Raw genomic sequence first — 20,434 nt, forward strand, 5'->3', positions numbered from 1 at the left:
GAAGCAACGCGGTCGACGGGAAAGCGCCGCGTAATCCGCGGCGTGGGCTCAGTTGTCCAGGAAGCTCCTGAGCTTCCGGCTGCGCGACGGGTGCTTCAGCTTGCGCAGTGCCTTGGCCTCGATCTGACGGATGCGCTCGCGGGTCACCGAGAATTGCTGGCCGACCTCCTCGAGGGTGTGATCGGTGTTCATCCCGATGCCGAAGCGCATGCGCAGCACACGCTCCTCGCGGGGCGTGAGCGAGGCGAGCACCCGGGTTGTGGTCTCGCGCAGATTCGACTGGATCGCCGCGTCGATCGGCAGGACGACATTCTTGTCCTCGATGAAGTCGCCGAGGTGGCTGTCCTCCTCGTCGCCGATGGGCGTCTCGAGGGAGATCGGCTCCTTGGCGATCTTCAGGACCTTGCGGACCTTCTCCAGCGGCATGGCCAGCTTCTCGGCCAGCTCTTCCGGGGTCGGCTCGCGGCCGATCTCGTGAAGCATCTGGCGCGAGGTCCGGACGATCTTGTTGATCGTCTCGATCATGTGCACCGGGATGCGGATCGTGCGGGCCTGATCGGCGATCGACCGGGTGATCGCCTGCCGGATCCACCACGTGGCATAGGTCGAGAACTTGTAGCCGCGCCGGTACTCGAACTTGTCCACGGCCTTCATCAGGCCGATGTTGCCCTCCTGGATCAGGTCCAGGAACTGCAGGCCGCGGTTCGTGTACTTCTTGGCGATGGAGATCACGAGGCGCAGGTTCGCCTCGATCATCTCCTTCTTGGCCTGCCGGGCTTCGCGCTCGCCCTTCTGGACCATGTTGACGATCCGGCGGTACTCGCCGATCTCCAAGCCCGTCTCGGAGGCGAGATCGAGGATCTGCGCGCGCAACTCCGCCACCTGCTTCGAGCCGCGCTCGACCAGGTTCTTCCAGCCCTTGCCGCCCAGCGTGCCGACGCGCTCCATCCAGTTCGGATCGAGTTCGTAACCCTGATAGTGGCGCAGGAACTCGTCGCGGGCCACGCCGTGGCTCTCGGCGAAGCGCATCAGCCGGCCCTCGTGGCCTATCAGCTGCTTGTTGATCGAGTAGAGCTGACCGACCAGCGCCTCGATGCGGTTGTTGTTCAGCGACAGGGACTTCACGTCGGCGACGACGATGTCCTTCAGCTCGGCCTGCTTCTGGTTCTGGGCCGGGGTGTTCTGCTCGCCCGCCGCCTTGCGCTCGGTGCCCTCGATCTGGAACTTGCGCAGCTTGCGATAGTTCGCGGCGATCGCGTCGAAGGTCTCGAGGACCCGCGGCTTGATCTCGGCTTCCATGGCGGCCAGCGAGACGTTGTTCTCGAGGTCGTCCTCGTCGTCGCCGCCCTCCGGGGGCGCCGGCGGCTCGCCGTCCTCGGATCCTTCCTCGCCTTCGCCGAGCTGCGGCGCGTTCTTGCCGTCCGGCCCCGCGTAGGTCGCCTCGAGATCGATGATGTCGCGCAGGAGGACCTTGCCCTCCACGAGCTCGTCCCGCCAGATGATGATCGCCTGGAAGGTCAGCGGGCTCTCGCAGAGCCCCGCGATCATCGCTTCGCGCCCGGCCTCGATGCGCTTGGCGATGGCGATCTCGCCCTCGCGGGACAGGAGCTCCACCGAGCCCATCTCGCGCAGGTACATCCGCACCGGATCGTCGGTCCGGTCGGTCGGCTCCTTGGTGGTCGTGGCGACGGTGACGGCGCGCGCCGGCGCGACCTCGGCGACCTCGCCGCCTTCGGCCTCCTCTTCCTCGCCTTCGGCGGCCTTCTCGCCGGCCGCCTCGTCGGTCTCCTCGGCCTCGACGACGTTGATGCCCATCTCGGAGAGCTGCGACAGCACGTCCTCGAGCTGGTCCGGATCGGACTGGCCCTCGGGCAGAACCTCGTTGACCTCCTCGTAGGTCACGTAGCCGCGCTTCTTGGCGAGCTTCACCATCCGCTTGACCGAAGCATCCGTCAGGTCGAGGAGCGGCCCGTCGGTCTGCTGCTCGGGGGCAGCGTCCGTCTCGTCCCGTTCCGTTGCCTTCGTCGCCATGATCAGCCTATTGTTTCGCACGCGGCGCGTTGCGGAGGCCCCGATGGGGCCGCTCCACGCCGTCGGCGCCGCTGTATGAGATCGGCGCCGGATTGCTCCAGTCGCCTTGAGTCGTCGGTTTCCGTATGCAAGCCTGAGGCTTGACCGATTGTTAACTATGGCGAGACTCCGCCCGCCGCCACCGCCATGACACAGGGATCACGCGGCCGTCGAGTCGCTCGACACCGGTGCGTCGGCCTCCGCCTCGGCGGCGATGACGGTTTCCAGCCTCGCCTTCACTTCGCAGAGCCATGCCCATCCGGCATCGGTCGGATCGTCTTCAAACGCCTGCCGTGCTTCGCGAAGTTCGCTATGTAGCGCTCCTGCCTGCCGGTGCAAGATCATCGCCTGTCTCAGGGCGTCTGCGCGGTGTGCGGGATCGGCGTGCGGGGCCAGGGTCGTGCGGTCGCGAGAGCGGGCCAGGGCGAGGATTCTGTCGGCAGCCGCAGCAAGTCCGGCGCGATTGATGCGATTCTGCAACACTTCCGGCACCGGATGCTCGTCCTCGGCGGCGCAGGCCAGGAGGACCGATAGAATCCCCCGCGCATCCGGATCCTCGAAATCGAGATCGGCGGTCGCTTCGCCGAACTCCGCGATCATCTCGGGATGGGCGAGCAGCGTGCCCACGATCACTGCCTCGCGCACCGAAGCGGCGCCCGTGAAGCCTGCCGAGGCCGTCATGGAGGGGCTCGGACTCCCGGTGATGCGCGGCGAAACGGGCTCGCCGGGCCGGGTGAAGCGCGGGCGTCCGCGCGGAGCCCCGCCGGCGGCGGCTCGCGCGCTGCGGGGTGACAGGCTCCGCAGGCGCTCCTCGATATCGTCGCGGTAATAGCGCCGCACGGTCTCGTCGCGGATCGTCGCGACGGTGGTGCGCAGGGTCTGCGTCAGGCCGGCGCGCCGCTCGGGCGTGTCGACCGGCCCCGCTTCGAGGGCGCGCCGCCACAGCAGCTCTGAGAGCGGCAACGCCGCCGTCAGCACCTGATCGATGGCCGCCGGGCCGCCCGACCGCAGCAGGTCGTCGGGATCCTGACCGCCGGGCAGCAGCGCGATCCGGAGCGAGCGGCCGGGCGCGAGGAGCGGGAGCGCGATGTCGAGGGCCCGGAAGGCCGCCCGCTGGCCGGCCTTGTCGCCGTCGAAGCAGAGAATCGGCTCGTCGGCGTGGCGCCAGAGCAGGCCGAGCTGATCCTCCGTCAGCGCGGTGCCAAGGGGCGCCACGGTCTCGGGATGGCCGGCGAGCGTCATGGCGATGACGTCGACGTAGCCCTCGACCGCGATGATCGACCCGCGCTCGTGCGCGGCCTTCCGCGCGCCGTGGAGGTTGTAGAGCGTGCGCCCCTTGTGGAAGAGCGGCGTCTCGGGGGAATTCAGGTACTTGGCGCGCACCTCCTTGGCGAGGGCCCGCCCGCCGAAGGCCACGACCCGGCCGCGTGTGTCGGTGATCGGGAACATCACCCGGTCGCGGAAATAATCGTACGGGACCGAGACGCCCTCCCCGGCCGCGATGAGGCCGAGTTCGACCATCAGCGCCTTGTCGACCCCCTGCCCGGCGAGGTGGTCGCGCAGGGCGTAGCGATCGTTCGGCGCGTAGCCGAGGCGGAAGGCTCGCTGCGTCTCGTCCTTGAGCCCGCGGCGTTCGAGATACGCGCGGGCCTCGCTGCCCTGGCCCGCCCGAAGCCGGTCCTCGAACCAGCGCGCGGCCATCTCCATGACCTCGATCGCCCCGGCGCGCTTGCGTTCGCTGGCGCGGTTGTCCTCGGTGGGGGCCGGCAGGCTGACGCCGGCCTCGCCCGCGAGCCGCTCGACCGCCTCGGGGAAGCTGAGACCCTCCGTCTCCATGAGGAAGGTGAAGATGTCGCCGTGCTTGGAGGACGAGAAGCAGTGATAGAACTGCTTCTGGTCGTTCACGTAGAAGGACGGCGTCTTCTCGGCGTTGAACGGCGACAGGCCGCGCCACTCGCGGCCGGCCTTCTTCAGCTGCACGCGGCGGCCGACCACCGACGAGGCCGGCAGCCGGGAACGGATCTCTTCCAGGATGTGGGGCGGATAGCGCACGGGGCCTGGGATGGGTTGCGTGAACCCGCACCTATAGCGCGTGAGGCGTAACGGAGTCCCTCACGCGCTCGAAATCCGGTGGAGGATTGCGGGGAGAGGCTCAGCCCTTCGCGGCCAGCGCCGCCTTCACCAGACCGCTCGCCTTGCCGAAATCCATCCGGCCCGCGAAGGTCCCCTTCAGGGCGCCGATCACCTTGCCCATGTCCTTGGGCCCGGCCGCGCCGGTCTCGAGGATCGCCGCCTCGACGGCCGCCTTCATCTCGGCCTCGTCCATCTGCTTCGGCAGGAAGCTCTCGATGATGGCGATCTCGGCGCGCTCGTTGGCGGCGAGTTCCGGGCGGCCGCCCTGCTCGTAGACCGACGCCGATTCGGTGCGCTGCTTGATCATCTTCTGGAGCAGCGACAGGATCTCCTCGTCGGAGGCCGGCTCCTTGCCGAGACCCCGCGCCTCGATATCCTTGTCCTTGAGGGCGGCCTGGATCATGCGGACGGTGGCGAGCCTTTCCTTGTCGCCGGCCTTCATGGCCCCCTTCATCTCGGTGGTGAAGCGCGCGCGCAGCATCTCGGTGAACCTTCCAACGGTCGAAGCGGGGGACTGGCCTGCGGTTTGCGGGTGTTGAGCCCTGCGGGCGCCGGGACCACATTGACCCCATCGCGGGCCGCTCGCTAAGAGCGCCGCACACGATCATGCTGCAAGCCGAGAGCGCCGCAACCCGGTGCCCGCCTTCGGCCGGACATAAGCGAGACTCAGCCCATGCTGCAAGACGCCGCCGCGCATGCCCCCGAGACTCGGGCGCCCGAGCCCTGGGCCGAGCCCGTCGCGACAGCTCTGCTGGTGCTGGCTGACGGCACCATCCTGGAGGGCTTCGGCATCGGTCAGACCGGCGTGGCCGACGGCGAGGTCTGCTTCAACACCGCGATGACCGGCTACCAGGAGATCCTGACGGATCCCTCCTATGCCGGCCAGATCGTCACCTTTACCTTCCCGCATATCGGCAATGTCGGCACCAACGACGAGGATCTGGAGAGCCTGGAGGCGGCGCCGGCCTCGGGCGTGCGCGGCACGGTGATCGCCTCGGCGGTGACGAAGCCGTCGAACTGGCGCTCGTCGTCGCATCTCGACGGCTGGCTCAAGGCCCGCGGCATCGTCGGCATCACCGGCGTCGACACCCGGGCGCTCACCGCCCGCATCCGCGACCAGGGCATGCCGAACGCGGTGATCGCCAACGATCCCGAGGGCAAGTTCGACCGCGAGGCCCTGAAGGCCCGGGCGGCGGCCCTCGCCCCCATGGAAGGACTCGACCTCGTGCCGCCGGTGACCAGCCGCGCACCGTCTGAATGGTCGGAGACCGTGTGGGCGCTCGGCAACGGCTACGGCAAGCGCGCGCCCGGCGAGGGCCTCAAGGTCGTGGCCATCGACTACGGCGTGAAGCGCAACATCCTGCGCCTCCTCGCCCAGGCCGGCTGCGATGTCACCGTGGTTCCGGCCACCACCGCGGCGGAGGAGATCCTGGCGCTGAAGCCGGACGGCGTGTTCCTGTCGAACGGCCCCGGTGACCCGGCGGCGACCGGCGCCTATGCGGTCCCGGTGATTCGCAAGCTCCTGGACGCGAAGGTGCCGACCTTCGGCATCTGTCTCGGCCACCAGCTCATGGGCCTCGCCCTCGGCGGCCGGACCGTGAAGATGGGCCAGGGCCACCACGGCGCGAACCATCCGGTGAAGGACAAGACCACCGGCAAGGTCGAGATCGTCTCGATGAACCACGGCTTCGCGGTCGATCCGAACAGCCTGCCGGAGACGGCCGTCGAGACGCATGTGTCGCTGTTCGACGGCTCGAATTGCGGCCTGACGCTCACCGACCGCCCGGCCTTCTCGGTGCAGCACCACCCGGAGGCCTCCCCGGGCCCGCGCGACAGCCACTACCTGTTCGAGCGTTTCGTGACGTTGATGCGCTCCGGCACGCCGGAAACCGTCAAGGGCGCCTGAGACCGGATCCGAGCCCGCGTTGCTCCCGCGGCCCGATCCCAATCGGGCCGCGGCGGGGCCATAAAATCCGCCAGATCGGGCAGCTTAAGGGAACCCACGACGGCCCCTGAACGGCGGCGCATCCGCGTCCCGCGCATTCGGCCCGTCGCAGGGGATTGCCGGATGACCATCGACGAGGCGCGCGACGATTTCTCCCGCCTGCATCGCAGTTTCACGTTCCACCTTGGCGTCGCCGTGGGTTTGTCCTGGCTGACCGCCGTCTATGCCGCCTTCTACGCCCCCTGGGTGCGCAACATCCGAGCCCTCATCGATCCGACAGGCGGGCTCGACCGCGTCGAGAGCACGGTGTCCTACCTGTTCGCCTTGCCGGCGGTCCTCGCCCTCGCCTGGGTTTCTCTCTACTTCGGCCGCGAGGCGCTGCGCCGCGCGCAGACGCTCTCGAACGTCGCCGTCGAGTTCGCGGCCGCCGCCGTGGTGGCCTTCGGGGTTTTCTATCTCTCGATCGATCGGGCCGTCGCGGCGCTTCACGCCGGCCTCTGAGTCGGGACGGGGCGGCCTGGCGCCACCCCGTTTGCCTACTCGACCTTCGCGAACAGCGGTTCGAAGCGCTTGGCGGCCAGCTTGTTCTGCGGGACCGCCTTGGCCGCCTCCAGATTGTCGGGCTTGTCGCCGACCTGGACCAGGCCGACCATGCCCATGATGTAGTGCGGCGAGCACTTGATTCCGTAGAGGCCGGGCTTGTCGAAGGTCACGGTCTCCTCCTTGCCGACCACCGTCTTGAACGGCGCTGCCCCCTCGGGTGCCATGCCCTTGATCAGCTCGGCATTGTGCCCCTTGTCGGCCGGCACGAACCGCACCGTGTCGCCGGGCTGGATTTTCACGTAGCCCGGGTCGAAGACCATCATCCCGCCCGGACCGCTGTTCAGGGTCTTGATGGCGACTTCCGAAGCGTTCGCGCCCAGGGTCGATCCGATCAGAAGCATTGCGGAAATAGGGGCTGGCCAGAGCATCTTCGGTCTCGACTCGTTGTGGTATCGATCGACGGATCGGCCGATCGATCGAGGCCTACAAATCGCTCCGGAACCCAGCAAGAAATCTTCCCGCGCGGGCGTTCATTTATAAGAGCTCCAATTCGGCCGACCGGCGTCGCATCCATGCGTCGAACGCACCGTGAGGATGCGCGGTTGTCCCGGCCTTCCAATGCGCCCGTGGCCCGTGTAAACGCGGGGCTCAACGACAATCCCGCCACGCGCGTCCGGGAGCAGGGCTGAAGTCAGCCCTGCCCGATCGGGCGCGCTTGGCCCGACAAGGCCGCAGATGCCCAAACGCACCGACATCTCCTCGATCCTGATCATCGGTGCGGGTCCGATCATCATCGGACAGGCCTGCGAGTTCGATTACTCCGGCACCCAGGCCTGCAAGGCGCTGCGCGAAGAGGGCTACCGGATCGTTCTGGTGAACTCGAACCCCGCGACCATCATGACCGATCCGGACATGGCGGACGCGACCTATGTCGAGCCGATCACCCCCGAGATCGTCGCCAAGATCATCGAGAAGGAGCGCCCCGACGCGATCCTCCCGACGATGGGCGGCCAGACGGCGCTGAACTGCGCCCTGTCGCTCCAGAAGATGGGCGTGCTGGCGAAGTACGGCGTGCAGATGATCGGCGCCACCGCGGAGGCGATCGACAAGGCCGAGGACAGGAGCCTGTTCCGCGACGCCATGACCAAGATCGGGCTCGACACCCCGAAATCGGCGCTGGCCAACGCCTCAACGGCCAAGAAGGCCGACCGGCAGGCCTACCTCGCCGAGATCGCCCGCATCGAAGCCGCCAACGCGGAGCCGGAGGCGCGGCAGAAGGCACTGGCCGCCTTCGAGAAGAGCTGGGCCGCGGGCGAGACCGACCGGCGCAAGCGCTACGGCGAGCATGCGATCGGGCAGGCGCTGATGGCGCTGGCCGAGGTCGGACTGCCGGCGATCATCCGCCCGTCCTTCACCATGGGCGGCACCGGCGGCGGCATCGCCTACAACCGCGAGGAATTCCTCGACATCGTCGAGCGCGGCATCGACGCGTCTCCGACCAACGAGGTGCTCATCGAGGAGAGCGTGCTCGGCTGGAAGGAGTACGAGATGGAGGTCGTTCGGGATAAGAACGACAACTGCATCATCGTCTGCTCCATCGAGAACATCGACCCGATGGGCGTCCATACCGGCGATTCGATCACCGTCGCCCCGGCGCTGACGCTCACCGACAAGGAATACCAGGTGATGCGCGACGCATCGCTGGCGGTGCTCCGCGAGATCGGTGTCGAGACCGGCGGCTCCAACGTGCAGTTCGCGATCAACCCCGAGAACGGGCGCATGATCGTGATCGAGATGAACCCGCGGGTGTCGCGCTCCTCGGCGCTGGCCTCGAAGGCCACCGGCTTCCCGATCGCCAAGGTCGCCGCCAAGCTCGCGGTCGGCTACACGCTCGACGAGATCGCCAACGACATCACCGGCGGCGCGACCCCGGCCTCGTTCGAGCCGACGATCGACTACGTCGTCACCAAGATCCCGCGCTTCGCCTTCGAGAAGTTCCCGGGCGCCGAGCCGACGCTGACCACCGCCATGAAGTCGGTGGGCGAGGCCATGGCGATCGGCCGCTGCTTCGCCGAATCGCTCCAGAAGGCCCTGCGCTCCCTGGAGACGGGGCTGACCGGCCTCGACGACATCGAGATCGAGGGCCTTGGCAAGGGCGACGACCACAACGCCATCAAGGCGGCGATCGGCACGCCGACCCCGGACCGGCTGCTCAAGGTCGCGCAGGCCCTGCGGCTGGGTGTCAGCCACGAGCAGGTCTATGCCTCGTGCAAGATCGATCCGTGGTTCCTGGAGCAGCTGCAGGCGATCATCGACCTGGAGAACCGGGTGAAGGCGCATGGCCTGCCGAAGACTCCCGGCGCCTTCCGCCAGCTCAAGGCCGCCGGTTTCTCGGATGCGCGCCTCGCCGTCCTCGCCAAGACCGACGAGGCCGCGGTCAGCGCGGCGCGGCGTGCGCTGTCCGTGCGCCCGGTCTACAAGCGCATCGACACCTGCGCGGCCGAGTTCAAGTCGCCCACCGCCTACATGTACTCCACCTACGTGGCACCCTTCGCGGGCGCGGTGGTGGACGAGGCGCAACCCTCTGACCGCAAGAAGGTCGTGATCCTCGGCGGCGGCCCGAACCGGATCGGCCAAGGCATCGAGTTCGACTATTGCTGCTGCCACGCCTGCTACGCGCTGTCGGAGGTGGGCTACGAGACCATCATGGTCAACTGCAACCCGGAGACGGTTTCCACCGACTACGACACGTCCGACCGGCTCTATTTCGAGCCGCTCACCGCCGAGGACGTGCTGGAGATCATCGAGACCGAGAAGCAGGCCGGGACGCTGCACGGCGTCATCGTGCAGTTCGGCGGCCAGACCCCGCTGAAGCTCGCCCGGGCCCTTGAGGCCGCCGGGGTGCCGATCCTCGGCACCTCGCCCGACGCCATCGACCTTGCGGAGGACCGCGACCAGTTCAAGCGGCTGCTGGACAAGCTCGGGATGAAGCAGCCGAAGAACGGCATCGCCTATTCGGTGGAGCAGAGCCGGCTCGTGGCGGCCGATCTCGGCCTGCCCTTCGTCGTGCGCCCGAGCTACGTGCTGGGCGGCCGCGCCATGGCGATCATCCGCGACGAGACGCAGTTCGCCGACTACCTCCTCGATACCCTGCCGAGCCTGATCCCCTCCGAGGTCAAGGCTCGGTACCCGAACGACAAGACCGGCCAGATCAACACGGTGCTGGGCAAGAACCCGCTCCTGTTCGACCGCTACCTGTCGGATGCGGTCGAGGTCGATGTCGACGCGGTCTGCGACGGCAAGGACGTGTTCATCGCCGGCATCATGGAGCACATCGAGGAGGCCGGCATCCATTCCGGCGACTCGGCCTGCTCCCTGCCGCCGCGCTCCCTCTCGCCCGAGATCATGGACGAGCTGGAGCGGCAGACCAAGGCGATGGCGCTGGCGCTCAACGTCGTCGGCCTGATGAACGTGCAGTACGCCATCAAGGACGGCGTCATCTACGTGCTGGAGGTGAATCCGCGCGCCTCGCGCACCGTACCGTTCGTCGCCAAGGTCATCGGCGAGCCGATTGCCAAGATCGCGGCCCGGCTCATGGCGGGCGAGGCGCTGTCCACCTTCGGCCTGAAGCCGAAGACCCTGCCGCACATCGCCGTCAAGGAAGCGGTCTTCCCGTTCGCCCGCTTCCCCGGCGTCGACGTGCTCCTCGGTCCGGAGATGCGCTCCACCGGCGAGGTGATCGGGCTCGATACCAGCTTCGGCGTGGCCTTCGCCAAGAGCCAGCTCGGTTCGGGCACGCAGGTCCCGAAGGCGGGCGCCGTGTTCGTCTCGGTGCGGGATGCCGACAAGGCCCGCATCCTGCCGACCATGAAGCTCCTGTCCGATCTCGGCTTCACCATCCTGGCCACGGGCGGCACGCAGCGCTATCTGGTCGAGAACGGCGTTCCGGCCGAGCGGATCAACAAGGTCCTCGAAGGCCGGCCGCACGTGGTCGACGCGATCAAGAACGGCGGCATCCACCTCGTGCTGAACACCACCGAGGGGGCCGGCGCCCTCTCGGACTCGCGCTCGCTCCGGCGTGCGGCCCTCTTGCATAAGGTGCCGTATTACACCACTCTAGCCGGCGCGATGGCCGCGGCCGAGGGGATCAAGGCCTATCTAGAAGGCGATCTCAAGGTCCGCGCGTTGCAGGAATACTTCGCGGCCTGAACCTGAGGGTTCCGCTGACTTTATCTCGTGGCCCGGAGAGAGTGCTCCACTCTCGGCCGGGCCTCTTCATTGTGGCGCGAGACGATGACGATAGACAAGGTTCCGATCACGGTGCGCGGCTTCGCAGCCCTCGAAGAGGAGCTGAAACACCGGCAGCAGGTGGAGCGTCAGCGCATCATCCAGGCGATCGCCGAGGCCCGTGCCCTGGGCGACCTGTCGGAAAATGCCGAATATCACGCCGCCAAGGAGGCGCAGTCCCATAACGAGGGACGCGTGATGGAGCTGGAGAGCATGATCGCGCGGGCCGAGATCATCGACGTCACCAAGCTCTCGGGCAACAAGATCAAGTTCGGCGCCACCGTGAAGCTCGTCGACGAGGACACGGAAGAGGAGAAGACCTACCAGATCGTCGGCGAGCCGGAAGCCGACGTGCGCTCCGGGCGCGTGTCGATCACGTCTCCGATCGCACGCGCCCTGATCGGCAAGGGCGTCGGCGACACCGTCGAAGTCACCACCCCCGGTGGCGGCAAGTCCTACGAGGTCGTCGCTGTCCAGTACGGCGGCTGAGGCATGCGCCCGCGTTCCTGGGGCTGGCTTGCCGGCCTGATTCTCGGTGTCGTCGCGGGATCCGCGGCGGCAGGCGATTTTCCCGCCACCGCCGTCTTCTCCGACATCCGGGTCGATGTGCGGCCGCTCGTGGACAAGGGCGCAGGCCTGCAGGCCGAGGCGCTGGCTTCCGATCTCACATCGGCCCTGCGGAAGAATTTCGCCGGTCGCATCGGCGGCCGCGGGCCGCGCCTTATCGTGGTCGTCACCAGTCTGTCGCTGCGCCCCTATGTCGGCAGTGGCGACCGGCCCGGCTTCGGCAGCAATTTCCAGACCGACTACATGGAGGGCGAAGCCCTGCTGGTCGGGCCCAAGGGCCAAGTGCTGGGACGCTATCCGCAGATGACCGCGACGCCGTCCAGCTACGGGGGCGCGTGGTACGATCCGCAATTCGAGCAACGCCGGCTGGCCGCGATCGCCGACATTTATGCCCAGTGGCTCGCCCGCGACCTGCCGCGGGATTAGAGAAGGGCCGTCCGCCCCGGCCCGCGGCGTAGGGCGTTTCCGGTGAGGAGCATGGCAAGCATCGACGTGACGGAGACGCAGACCGCGCCGCTCAGCCGCTTGGACTCGCGGCCCGGGCGCCTGCCCGAACTCGCCCGCGCCCGTGCCTGGATCGTCACCGACGGCAAGGCCGGCGACGAGAACCAGTGCGTCGGCATCGCCGAGACCCTGGGGCTCGCCTTCGAGACCCGTAAGGTGCCCGCCTCCGGACCGTTCGGATGGATGGCACCGTGGGGGCCGATCGACCCCCGTGAGGGCCCCCGCCGGCGCGCCGGCGCCCTGTCGGGCCCCTACCCCGACATCCTGATCGCGTCCGGGCGCCGGTCCGTGCCCTACCTGCGGGCGGTGCGCCGCGCCACGGGCGGCCGGACCTTCACGGCCTTCCTGAAGGATCCGCGGATGGGCGCGGACAGCGCCGACTTCATCTGGGTGCCGGATTACGACGACCTGCGCGGCCCCAACGTCTTCACGACCCTCACGGCTCCGCATCTCGTCACGGCCGCGCGACTGGCCGCCGCCCGGGCCCACCCGGATCCGCGGCTCGCGCGCCTCGACGGCCCGCGGGTGGCGGTCCTGGTCGGTGGCGACAGCCGGCATCTGAGCTACCGCAAGACCGACATGATCCGTCTCGTGGAGGATCTGCGCGGGCTGGCGGCGCAGGGCTGCCGGCTCATGGTGACGATTTCCCGCCGGACGCCCAACCCGCTCCGCGAAGCCGTGAAGGCCCTTGCGGCAGAGACCGGCGGCTTCCTCTGGGACGGGTCCGGCGACAATCCCTACGTCGCCATGCTGGCGCTCGCCGAGGCGATCGTGGTCACCTCCGACTCGGCCAACATGGTCAGCGAAGCGGTGGCGACCGGCGCGCCGGTCCTGCTGTTCGACCTGCCGCGCACCTATATTCGGCATCGGCGGATGTTCGCCGGGCTTGCCATCGCCGGAGCGCTGCGGCCGTTCACCGGTCAGTTGGCGGAGCTGACGTACAAGCCGATCGACGCGACGCCGGTGATCGCTCAGGCGCTCGCCGACGTCTATGCCGCACGACGCGCGGCCGGACCGGCCTGAGGAGGCCGAAACAGATGGCCCACACGTACGCCAAACGCGTGATCGTCGGCTCCGGGCACGCCGCCGGCACGGTGGGCTTCTGTGCCGCCCGGGCCGACATGAAGCCCATCCCCGCGCCGCCCAGTCAGCCGGCCACGGCGATCGGCGACGGGTCTTTGCCCATGCGCCACGGTGGCTCCCGGAGCGAGACGCCCGGCACCGCCGGGACCGAGACCCCGAACGTGCTCGTGACGATCTCCGAACCGCTGGCGTCCCGGATGTGTGTGGATCCTAACATCTGCCCGGCGAACGACGACCGTCCGCGGCCCGTGCTTGAAGCTGCGGCGTAGAGCACATTCAAGACATCTCCGCTCCCTCGCTACGTCCAGGCTCGCCATGACCACTCACAAGACGAAGGTCCTCATCATCGGGGCCGGACCGGCCGGCTACACCGCGGGCATCTACGCCGCCCGGGCCAACATGAAGCCCATCCTGGTGACGGGCATCCAGCCGGGCGGCCAGCTGACGATCACCACGGACGTGGAGAATTATCCGGGCTTCGCAACCGCCGTTCAGGGGCCCGACCTGATGGAGCAGATGCGCCTGCAGGCCGAGCACGTCGGTACCCGGATCCTCTCCGACACCATCGTGTCGGTCGACTTGTCTCAGCGCCCCTTCGTGGCCCAGGGGGATGGCGGCGACACCTACGTCGCCGATACCCTGATCGCCGCCACGGGCGCCCAGGCCCGCTGGCTCGGCCTGCCCTCCGAGATCGAGTTCAACGGGGCAGGCGTGTCGGCCTGCGCGACGTGTGACGGCTTCTTCTATCGCGGCAAGGAGGTCGTCGTGATCGGCGGCGGCAACACCGCCGTCGAGGAAGCCCTGTACCTCGCCAACCTGGCCTCGAAGGTCACCGTCATCCACAGGCGCGACCGCTTCAGGGCGGAGCCGATCCTGCAGGATCGGCTGTTCGCCCATCCGAAGATCGCGGTCATCTGGAACCACGTGGTCGAGGAGGTCCTCGGCCGAAGGGAGCCGGTGAAGGCCGTCACCGGCGTGCGGTTGCGCGACACCGGCAGCGGCGCAACGCGGGACGTGCCTGCCGACGGCCTTTTCGTCGCCATCGGTCACGACCCGGCGACGAAGCTCTTCGCTGGCCAACTCGAACTGCTGGAGGGCGGCTACATCAAGATCGTGCCGGGCACGACGCGGACCAGCGTCGAGGGCGTCTACGCCGCCGGCGATTGCGCCGAGTTCGTCTACCGGCAGGCGGTGGTCGCCGCCGGCATGGGGTGCATGGCGGCGCTCGAGGCGGAGAAATTCCTCGCCGAGCACTCCCCGGACCCGAAGGTCAGGACCGAGGAGTTGCAGGAGCCGGAGATGATCGGCGCCTACGACTAGCCGAACGGACGCACGAACCCTGCATTCAACGCCGCACTGACGTGGCGGCGCCGGGCTTCGACGCGCTGGAGGTCACGACCCTGGCGCGCGGATGGAGTTCGGTCAGAGGCACGGCCCTGGCGGCGCGGATGCCTGAATGGCCCGCCGGGCCATCCTCTGGCTCAGGCCCGAGGTTCCCCGCCCGTCCCTTCTTGCCCGCGGCGGCCTGACAACGCATGCCGGCTCTGCGCAAGTCGACCTTCACGGCGCGGTGCATTCCCGGAACGGCGTACCTCGCCTCCACGACACCGACAGATCCCCGAGGACTGAACCTCTCTGAAGGCGGTCCGTCCGCCTCGGCCGTCGGGTTGTGGGTCAGCGGATGTTCTGGCGGCCTCGGAAGAACGGCTCGAAGCGCCCGAACGCGATACGCCGGCGGAACCGTCCAAGAGCGGAGAGGTGCGCGCCTCCACCGCCACGGGACACGTTTTTCCCTTGCCATTATAAATTATGAACATAATTTATATGGGCAGCGATTGTGATGCAGGCCGCCTCGGAAGGAGACCATCGTGCAACAGAGTGAAACCAGGATCGCGGTCGTGACAGGGGCCGCTTCGGGCATCGGCCTCGAGACCGCGAGAGCTTTGAAGGCCGCGGGCTACCGGGTGTTCGGCACGAGCCGAACGGGCGACCGTGTCGTGGAAGGCGGCATCACGATGCTGCCCTGCGACATCACCTCGGACGCTTCGGTCGCGGGTGCTGTCGAGGCGATCTTCGCCCAGGCGGGACGGATCGATGTGCTGGTCAACAACGCCGGCTTCGGCATCAGCGGCGGCGCGGAGGAATCCACCACCGCGCAGGCGCAGGCCCTGTTCGACGTCAACCTGTTCGGCGCCATCCGCATGACCCGCGCCGTCCTGCCCCTGATGCGGGCAAGCGGTGGCGGTCGCATCGTCAACATCAGCTCGGCCTTCGGGCTCGTCCCGGCCCCGTACATGGCGCTCTACGCTGCGAGCAAGCATGCGCTCGAAGGCTATTCCGAATCCCTCGACCACGAGGTCAGGACCCAGGGCATCCGGGTCGTCCTCGTCGAGCCCGCCTATACCCGCACGGCATTCGACCGGAACCTCGTCACGCCGGATGCGCCGCTCGCCGTCTACGACGCCGCGCGCGCCGGCCAGGAGCGGCTGATGCGCGACGTCATGGTGGTTGCCGACGCGCCGGGGATCGTGGCCGAGAGGGTCGTGACGGCGGCGACCGCGGCGGTACCGAAGAGCCGGTACACCGCCGGCAAGATGGCCCGGCGGGTCAGCCTGCTGCGTCGTTTCGTGCCGGCAAGCGCCTTCGATAAAAGCTTTCGCAAGCAGATGCGGCTCCCGCAATGACAGGGGGAGCACCTCCGCTCGGACGGCAGCGCGCGGTGCCGCCGGACAGGGCGGGCGAGACGGCGTTCTTCGCCGCCGGCATGGGCTGACGGGCGGCGCCGGAGGCCGAGACATTCCTCGCCAGCCGCACGATCGGCGAGAGCCCGGTCCAGGCCGGCGCAGCGGAATGCCGGCGGCACCGGCCGCGGCGCCCACCATTTCAACAACTTCCCGCCTTCGCCGCTTGCGTCGCATCATGCGCTGTGTGCATAGGAGTGCTGACTGCGCCGGGATGCACCGATTGCATGCCCGCGCGGTGCCGCGATCGGTCATCCGCCCTCGGCGCCGCGCAGTTCGCCCGGTGATCTGCCCGCCGCTTCGTGCCCATCCTGACCCGGGCGCGACCCGCGGGCGCGCGCTGGTAGGGGTTCTTGCCTTGGACTGGGATAAGATCCGGATCTTCCTCAACGTCGCGGAGGCGGGGAGCTTCACCAAGGCGGGTGACGATATCGGGCTCAGCCAATCGGCGGTGAGCCGCCAGATCAGCGCCCTGGAGCGCGAGCTGAAGGCGCCTCTGTTCCACCGCCATGCCCGCGGCCTGCTGCTGACCGAACAGGGCGATCTCCTGTTCCGCGCCGCCCGGGACATGAAGCTGCGCCTGGAGAATACCCGCGCCCGGCTCGTGGAGACCTCCGAGCGCCCGACCGGCGATCTCAAGGTCACCACCACGGTGGGCCTCGGCACCTCCTGGCTGTCCCAGCGCGTGGGCGAGTTTCTCGACCTCTACCCGGATGTGCGCATCGAGCTGATCCTCACCAACGAGGAACTCGATCTCGCCATGCGCGAGGCCGATGTGGCGATCCGCATGCGGCGGCCGGCCCAGCCGGACCTGATCCAGCGCCGGCTGTTCACCGTGCACTACCATGCCTTCGCGAGCCCGGATTACGTCAAGCGCTTCGGCGAGCCCAAGACCATCGAAGAACTCGACGATCACCGCCTCGTCTCGTTCGGCGGAAACGAGCCGTCGTACCTGCTCGCGGCCCACTGGCTGGCGGATGCCGGCCGCGATGGCCGGGACCGGCGTCAGGTCCACCTGACCGTGAACAACATCGGCGCCCTCCAGCGCGCGATGGAGGCGGGAGCCGGGATCGGGATTCTGCCCGACTACGCGGTGGATGGCGGCCAGCAACTCGTGCAGGTGCTGCGCGAGACCGAGATGCCGAGCCTCGAGAGCTACCTCGTCTATGCCGAGGAGATGCGCTCGGTCGCCCGGGTCCAGGCGTTCCGCGACTTCCTGGTCTCCAAGGCGCAGCGCTGGACCTACTGAGCATCCGATGCTTGAGTCGCGTCTTCTCACGGAGACGATTCGATGCGCGCTGCCCTCTACGCTCTGATCCTCGTCGCGGGTTCGACCAACGCGATGGCGGATGACTGCGCGGAAGCTTGGTACCAGCGCAACCTGATCTACAAGCAGGCCGGCTATTGTTTCAGCACGCCACGGGCGATCCGGACCTTTGGCAATACCGATTGCCGGTACGACGCCATGGACCGCATACCGCTCTCGCGCCAGGAACAGGCGACGGTGGCGGAGCTGCAGGCCTTCGAGCGCGCCCATGGCTGCCCGCGCTAGCGTGCGCGCCGCCGCAGTGGACGCCGATACCGCGTACAGACGCGTGACGACAAAGAACTGAAGCCCCGCCCGGTGGGGCGAGGCTCGGGCGGGTTTGCCTCGGCGGGTGTCGCCGAGCAGCCCCTTACACGAACAGCCGTTCGCCTTCGAGGCCCTTGTAGAGGCTGGCGACCTGCTCGCCGTAGCCGTTGTAGATCAGCGTCGGCACCCGCTGGTCGGTCCCCAGAACCCGCTCCGTGGCCTGGCTCCAGCGCGGATGCGGCACGGCCGGGTTCACGTTGGCCCAGAAGCCGTACTCGGAGGCCTGCAGCCCCTCCCAGAAGGTCTTCGGCCGGTCGGCGGTGAAAGAGATCTTCACCAGCGACTTGGCCGACTTGAACCCGTATTTCCACGGCACCGCGACGCGGATCGGCGCCCCGAACTGGTTGGGCAGCGGCTTGCCGTAGACCCCCGTCACCATGAAGGCGAGGTCGTTGCCGGCCTCGGCCAATGTCAGGCCCTCCGTGTAGGGCCAGGGATAGAAGAAGGCCCGCTGGCCGGGGGCCATCGCCTTGTCCATGAAGGTCTCGAAGCGGATGTACTTCGCGCCCGAGGCGGGCTTGGCGAGCGCCACGAGCTTCGCCAGCGGGAAGCCTGTCCAGGGCACCGCCATGGACCACGCCTCGACGCAGCGGTGGCGGTAGAGCCGCTCCTCCAGACCCACCTTCCGGATCAGGTCGTCGACGCCGATCTCGAACGGCTTCTCCACGAGGCCGTCGATCTTCAGGGTCCAGGGTTGCGTCTTGAGGGCATTGGCTGCCGGTAGCACCGTCTTCGACGTGCCGAACTCGTAGAAATTGTTGTAGTCGGCGCTGAAGCGCTCGGGCGTCAGGGGCCGGTCGAGGGTGTAGGCCGGGTTCTGTGGCGCCGGATAGAGCGACGGGTCGCCTGCGGCCGCCAGGGCCTGACGGGGGCCCAGGAGCGAGCCGGCCGCGAGCCCGGCCGCACCGCCGATCAGGGCCCGCCGGTTGATGAAGACCGCCTCCGGCGTCGCCAGATGCTCCGGAATCTCCCAACCGCGCTTGCGCTTGATCAACATGGCCGTCTCCTCGGATGTCCTGCGCGCACAACCCACAGATCGGCCGCAGCCGACAGGGGCGCAAGCGCCGCAGCCTCACCTTTCGGCGACCCGCATCCCGGCGTTACGCCGCAGGTGAGCGGCACCTGGACGCAGGCGGGCGTCCGACGATCGTCCGAGGCTCAGGCCGGCGGGGTCTCGTCGCGGAGCATCCGCCGCAGCACCTTGCCGACATTGGTCTTGGGCAGCGTCTCGTGGAACACCACGCGGCGGGGCACCTTGTAGCCGGTGAGCTGGGTGCGCGCATACGCCCGCAGGGCCTCGGGGGAGACCGACGGATCCTTCAGGACCACGTGGGCCACCACCATCTCGCCGGTTTCCTCGCTCGGTGCGCCGACCACCGCGCATTCGAGCACGGCGGGGTGGGCCGCCAGGACGTCCTCGACCTCGTTGGGATAGACGTTGAAGCCGGAGACCAGGATCATGTCCTTCATCCGGTCGACGATCCGGATCTGGCCGTCCGCCTGCAGGATCGCCACGTCGCCCGTCCGGAAGAACCCGTCCGCCGTCATCGCCCGGGCCGTCTCCTCCGGTCGGTTCCAGTAGCCGCGCATCACCTGCGGGCCGCGCACGCAGATCTCGCCGGGCTGCCCGATCGGGACCGGTTCGCCGGCGACGTCGCGGATCGAGACCTCGGTGGAGGGCAGCGGGTATCCGATCGTGCCGGAGAAATCCCGCATCCCGTGCGGATTGACGCACACGACCGGGGAGGTCTCGGACAGGCCGTAGCCCTCGATGATCGTGTTGCCGGTCAGCGCCTTCCAGCGCTCGGCGACCGCCCGCTGCACGGCGGTCCCGCCGCCGACCACGAAGTCGAGGTTGGCGAAATCCACCGTGCCGATCTTCGGGTGGTTGATCAGCACGTTGAACAGGGTGTTCACGCCCATCAGGTGGGTGAAGCGGGTGCGGCTCAGCGACTTGACCATGCCGTCGCAGTCGCGCGGATTGGGGATCAGGAGGCAGGATCCACCGCTGCGCATGAACTGGAAGAAGCACGCGGTGAGCGCGAAGATGTGGTAGAGCGGGAGGGCCGTGACCACGCAGCGCGGGACGCTCGGATCCTTCGAGTTGAACCAGAGCTGCGACTGCTCGACATTCGCCATGATGTTGCGGTGGCTCAGCATCGCCGCCTTGGCGATGCCCGTGGTGCCGCCGGTATATTGCAGGAAGGCGAGGTCCTCCGGTTCGACCGGGACCGTCGCCCGCGGCATCGACCGGCCCCGGCGCAGGACGGTGGCGAAGGGGATCGCGAGGCCCTCCGGAAGGCGGAATGGCGGCACGGCCTTGCGCACGTGCCGGCTGGCGAGCGTGATCACGTGGCCCTTGAGCCCGAGCCCGTCGCCCGGGCCCACGAGGACGACCCGCTCCAGGGCGACGTCCGGCAGGGCTGCCGCGACCGTGGCGCCGAAATTCTCCAGGACGATCAGGATCCGCGCACCGGAATCGTTGATCTGCTGCGCGCATTCCCGGGGTGTGTAGAGAGGGTTGGTGTTGACCACCGTCCCGCCCGCCAGGAGAACGCCGAAGATCGCGACCGCATAGGCCGGGACGTTCGGCAGCATGATCGCAACGCGGTCGCCCTTTGCCAGGCCCTGTCCGCGCAGCCAGGCCGCGAGGTCGCGCGCCTGCTGGCCGAGGGTCGCGTAGGTCATGGTCGAGCCGAAGCAGATCATCGCCGGCCGGTCGGCGAAGGCGGCCATGCTGGATTCGAACAGGCCGACCAGGGTCCCGAGGGCCGCGACGTCGATCTCCGCCGGAACCCGGGACGGGTAGGAGGCCAGCCAGGGTCGGTCGGAGGACCCGCCGCTCGGCGTGGCCGGCAACGCGCCGGCCGTAGCGGCTTGAGCGCCGTGCTCGATCACGTTCGCCTCGTGCATCGCGATGCCTCCCGC

The 20,434-nt window shown here is 68.4% G+C and carries 17 protein-coding genes; 11 read left to right on the plus strand and 6 right to left on the minus strand.

Annotated elements, in window-relative coordinates:
* Window positions 1-48: 48 nt before the first annotated feature.
* The 3 genes from rpoD to ABC766_RS06400 form a co-directional block, all read right to left on the minus strand.
* Complete coding sequence (gene rpoD / locus ABC766_RS06390; protein WP_043356038.1) at window positions 49-2,031, minus strand: RNA polymerase sigma factor RpoD; 1,983 nt, start codon at window positions 2,029-2,031, stop codon at window positions 49-51.
* Window positions 2,032-2,229: 198 nt separating this feature from the next.
* A complete protein-coding gene (dnaG, locus tag ABC766_RS06395) occupies window positions 2,230-4,122 on the minus strand; it encodes a DNA primase (RefSeq protein WP_342140593.1) in 1,893 nt (630 codons plus the stop codon).
* A 100-nt stretch (window positions 4,123-4,222) separates the two neighbouring features.
* On the minus strand, window positions 4,223-4,684 hold the full coding sequence (locus ABC766_RS06400) for a GatB/YqeY domain-containing protein (protein WP_342140594.1): 462 nt from the start codon (window positions 4,682-4,684) through the stop codon (window positions 4,223-4,225).
* A 192-nt stretch (window positions 4,685-4,876) separates the two neighbouring features.
* Between ABC766_RS06400 and carA the strand changes: the two genes are divergently transcribed.
* Both carA and ABC766_RS06410 read left to right on the plus strand, forming a co-directional pair.
* Complete coding sequence (carA, locus tag ABC766_RS06405) at window positions 4,877-6,109, plus strand: glutamine-hydrolyzing carbamoyl-phosphate synthase small subunit (RefSeq protein WP_043356032.1); 1,233 nt, start codon at window positions 4,877-4,879, stop codon at window positions 6,107-6,109.
* A gap of 162 nt (window positions 6,110-6,271) precedes the next feature.
* Window positions 6,272-6,649, plus strand: coding sequence for a hypothetical protein (locus ABC766_RS06410; protein WP_043356030.1), 378 nt, complete (start codon window positions 6,272-6,274; stop codon window positions 6,647-6,649).
* A gap of 35 nt (window positions 6,650-6,684) precedes the next feature.
* Here the strand turns inward: ABC766_RS06410 and ABC766_RS06415 are convergent, their stop codons facing one another.
* Entirely contained in the window at window positions 6,685-7,119 is a 435-nt protein-coding gene (locus tag ABC766_RS06415) for a pseudoazurin (protein WP_345821544.1), read from the minus strand.
* Between the two features lie 307 nt (window positions 7,120-7,426).
* Between ABC766_RS06415 and carB the strand changes: the two genes are divergently transcribed.
* From carB to ABC766_RS06460, 9 genes are all read left to right on the plus strand, one after another.
* Entirely contained in the window at window positions 7,427-10,900 is a 3,474-nt protein-coding gene (gene carB, locus ABC766_RS06420) for a carbamoyl-phosphate synthase large subunit (protein WP_182591977.1), read from the plus strand.
* A 90-nt stretch (window positions 10,901-10,990) separates the two neighbouring features.
* The gene (gene greA / locus ABC766_RS06425; protein WP_170861838.1) at window positions 10,991-11,467 is read left to right on the plus strand and encodes a transcription elongation factor GreA; all 477 of its coding nucleotides are present in this window, start codon (window positions 10,991-10,993) and stop codon (window positions 11,465-11,467) included.
* Between the two features lie 3 nt (window positions 11,468-11,470).
* Window positions 11,471-11,971 carry a hypothetical protein gene (locus ABC766_RS06430; RefSeq protein ID WP_342140596.1) on the plus strand — a complete coding sequence of 167 codons (501 nt, stop codon included), beginning with the start codon at window positions 11,471-11,473 and terminating at the stop codon, window positions 11,969-11,971.
* A gap of 51 nt (window positions 11,972-12,022) precedes the next feature.
* The gene (locus ABC766_RS06435) at window positions 12,023-13,072 is read left to right on the plus strand and encodes a mitochondrial fission ELM1 family protein (protein ID WP_342140597.1); all 1,050 of its coding nucleotides are present in this window, start codon (window positions 12,023-12,025) and stop codon (window positions 13,070-13,072) included.
* 14 nt (window positions 13,073-13,086) lie between these two features.
* Window positions 13,087-13,401, plus strand: a complete 315-nt coding sequence (locus ABC766_RS06440; RefSeq protein ID WP_342140598.1) for a hypothetical protein — start codon at window positions 13,087-13,089, stop codon at window positions 13,399-13,401.
* A gap of 46 nt (window positions 13,402-13,447) precedes the next feature.
* The gene (gene trxB / locus ABC766_RS06445; RefSeq protein WP_053610012.1) at window positions 13,448-14,452 is read left to right on the plus strand and encodes a thioredoxin-disulfide reductase; all 1,005 of its coding nucleotides are present in this window, start codon (window positions 13,448-13,450) and stop codon (window positions 14,450-14,452) included.
* Window positions 14,453-15,000: 548 nt separating this feature from the next.
* Window positions 15,001-15,816 carry an oxidoreductase gene (locus tag ABC766_RS06450; RefSeq protein WP_345821545.1) on the plus strand — a complete coding sequence of 272 codons (816 nt, stop codon included), beginning with the start codon at window positions 15,001-15,003 and terminating at the stop codon, window positions 15,814-15,816.
* Between the two features lie 415 nt (window positions 15,817-16,231).
* The gene (locus tag ABC766_RS06455) at window positions 16,232-17,122 is read left to right on the plus strand and encodes a LysR family transcriptional regulator (protein ID WP_043356004.1); all 891 of its coding nucleotides are present in this window, start codon (window positions 16,232-16,234) and stop codon (window positions 17,120-17,122) included.
* Window positions 17,123-17,164: 42 nt separating this feature from the next.
* Window positions 17,165-17,425, plus strand: a complete 261-nt coding sequence (locus tag ABC766_RS06460; RefSeq protein WP_043356002.1) for a YARHG domain-containing protein — start codon at window positions 17,165-17,167, stop codon at window positions 17,423-17,425.
* A gap of 124 nt (window positions 17,426-17,549) precedes the next feature.
* Here the strand turns inward: ABC766_RS06460 and msrP are convergent, their stop codons facing one another.
* Both msrP and ABC766_RS06470 read right to left on the minus strand, forming a co-directional pair.
* Window positions 17,550-18,503: a protein-methionine-sulfoxide reductase catalytic subunit MsrP gene (gene msrP, locus ABC766_RS06465; protein WP_043755665.1), complete on the minus strand. Its 954-nt coding sequence runs from the start codon at window positions 18,501-18,503 to the stop codon at window positions 17,550-17,552.
* A 161-nt stretch (window positions 18,504-18,664) separates the two neighbouring features.
* Window positions 18,665-20,419, minus strand: a complete 1,755-nt coding sequence (locus tag ABC766_RS06470) for an AMP-binding protein (protein ID WP_345821546.1) — start codon at window positions 20,417-20,419, stop codon at window positions 18,665-18,667.
* Between the last annotated feature and the right edge of the window lie 15 nt (window positions 20,420-20,434).

The sequence above is a fragment of the Methylobacterium fujisawaense genome (genome assembly GCF_039619325.1).
GTDB classification, from domain to species: domain Bacteria; phylum Pseudomonadota; class Alphaproteobacteria; order Rhizobiales; family Beijerinckiaceae; genus Methylobacterium; species Methylobacterium fujisawaense.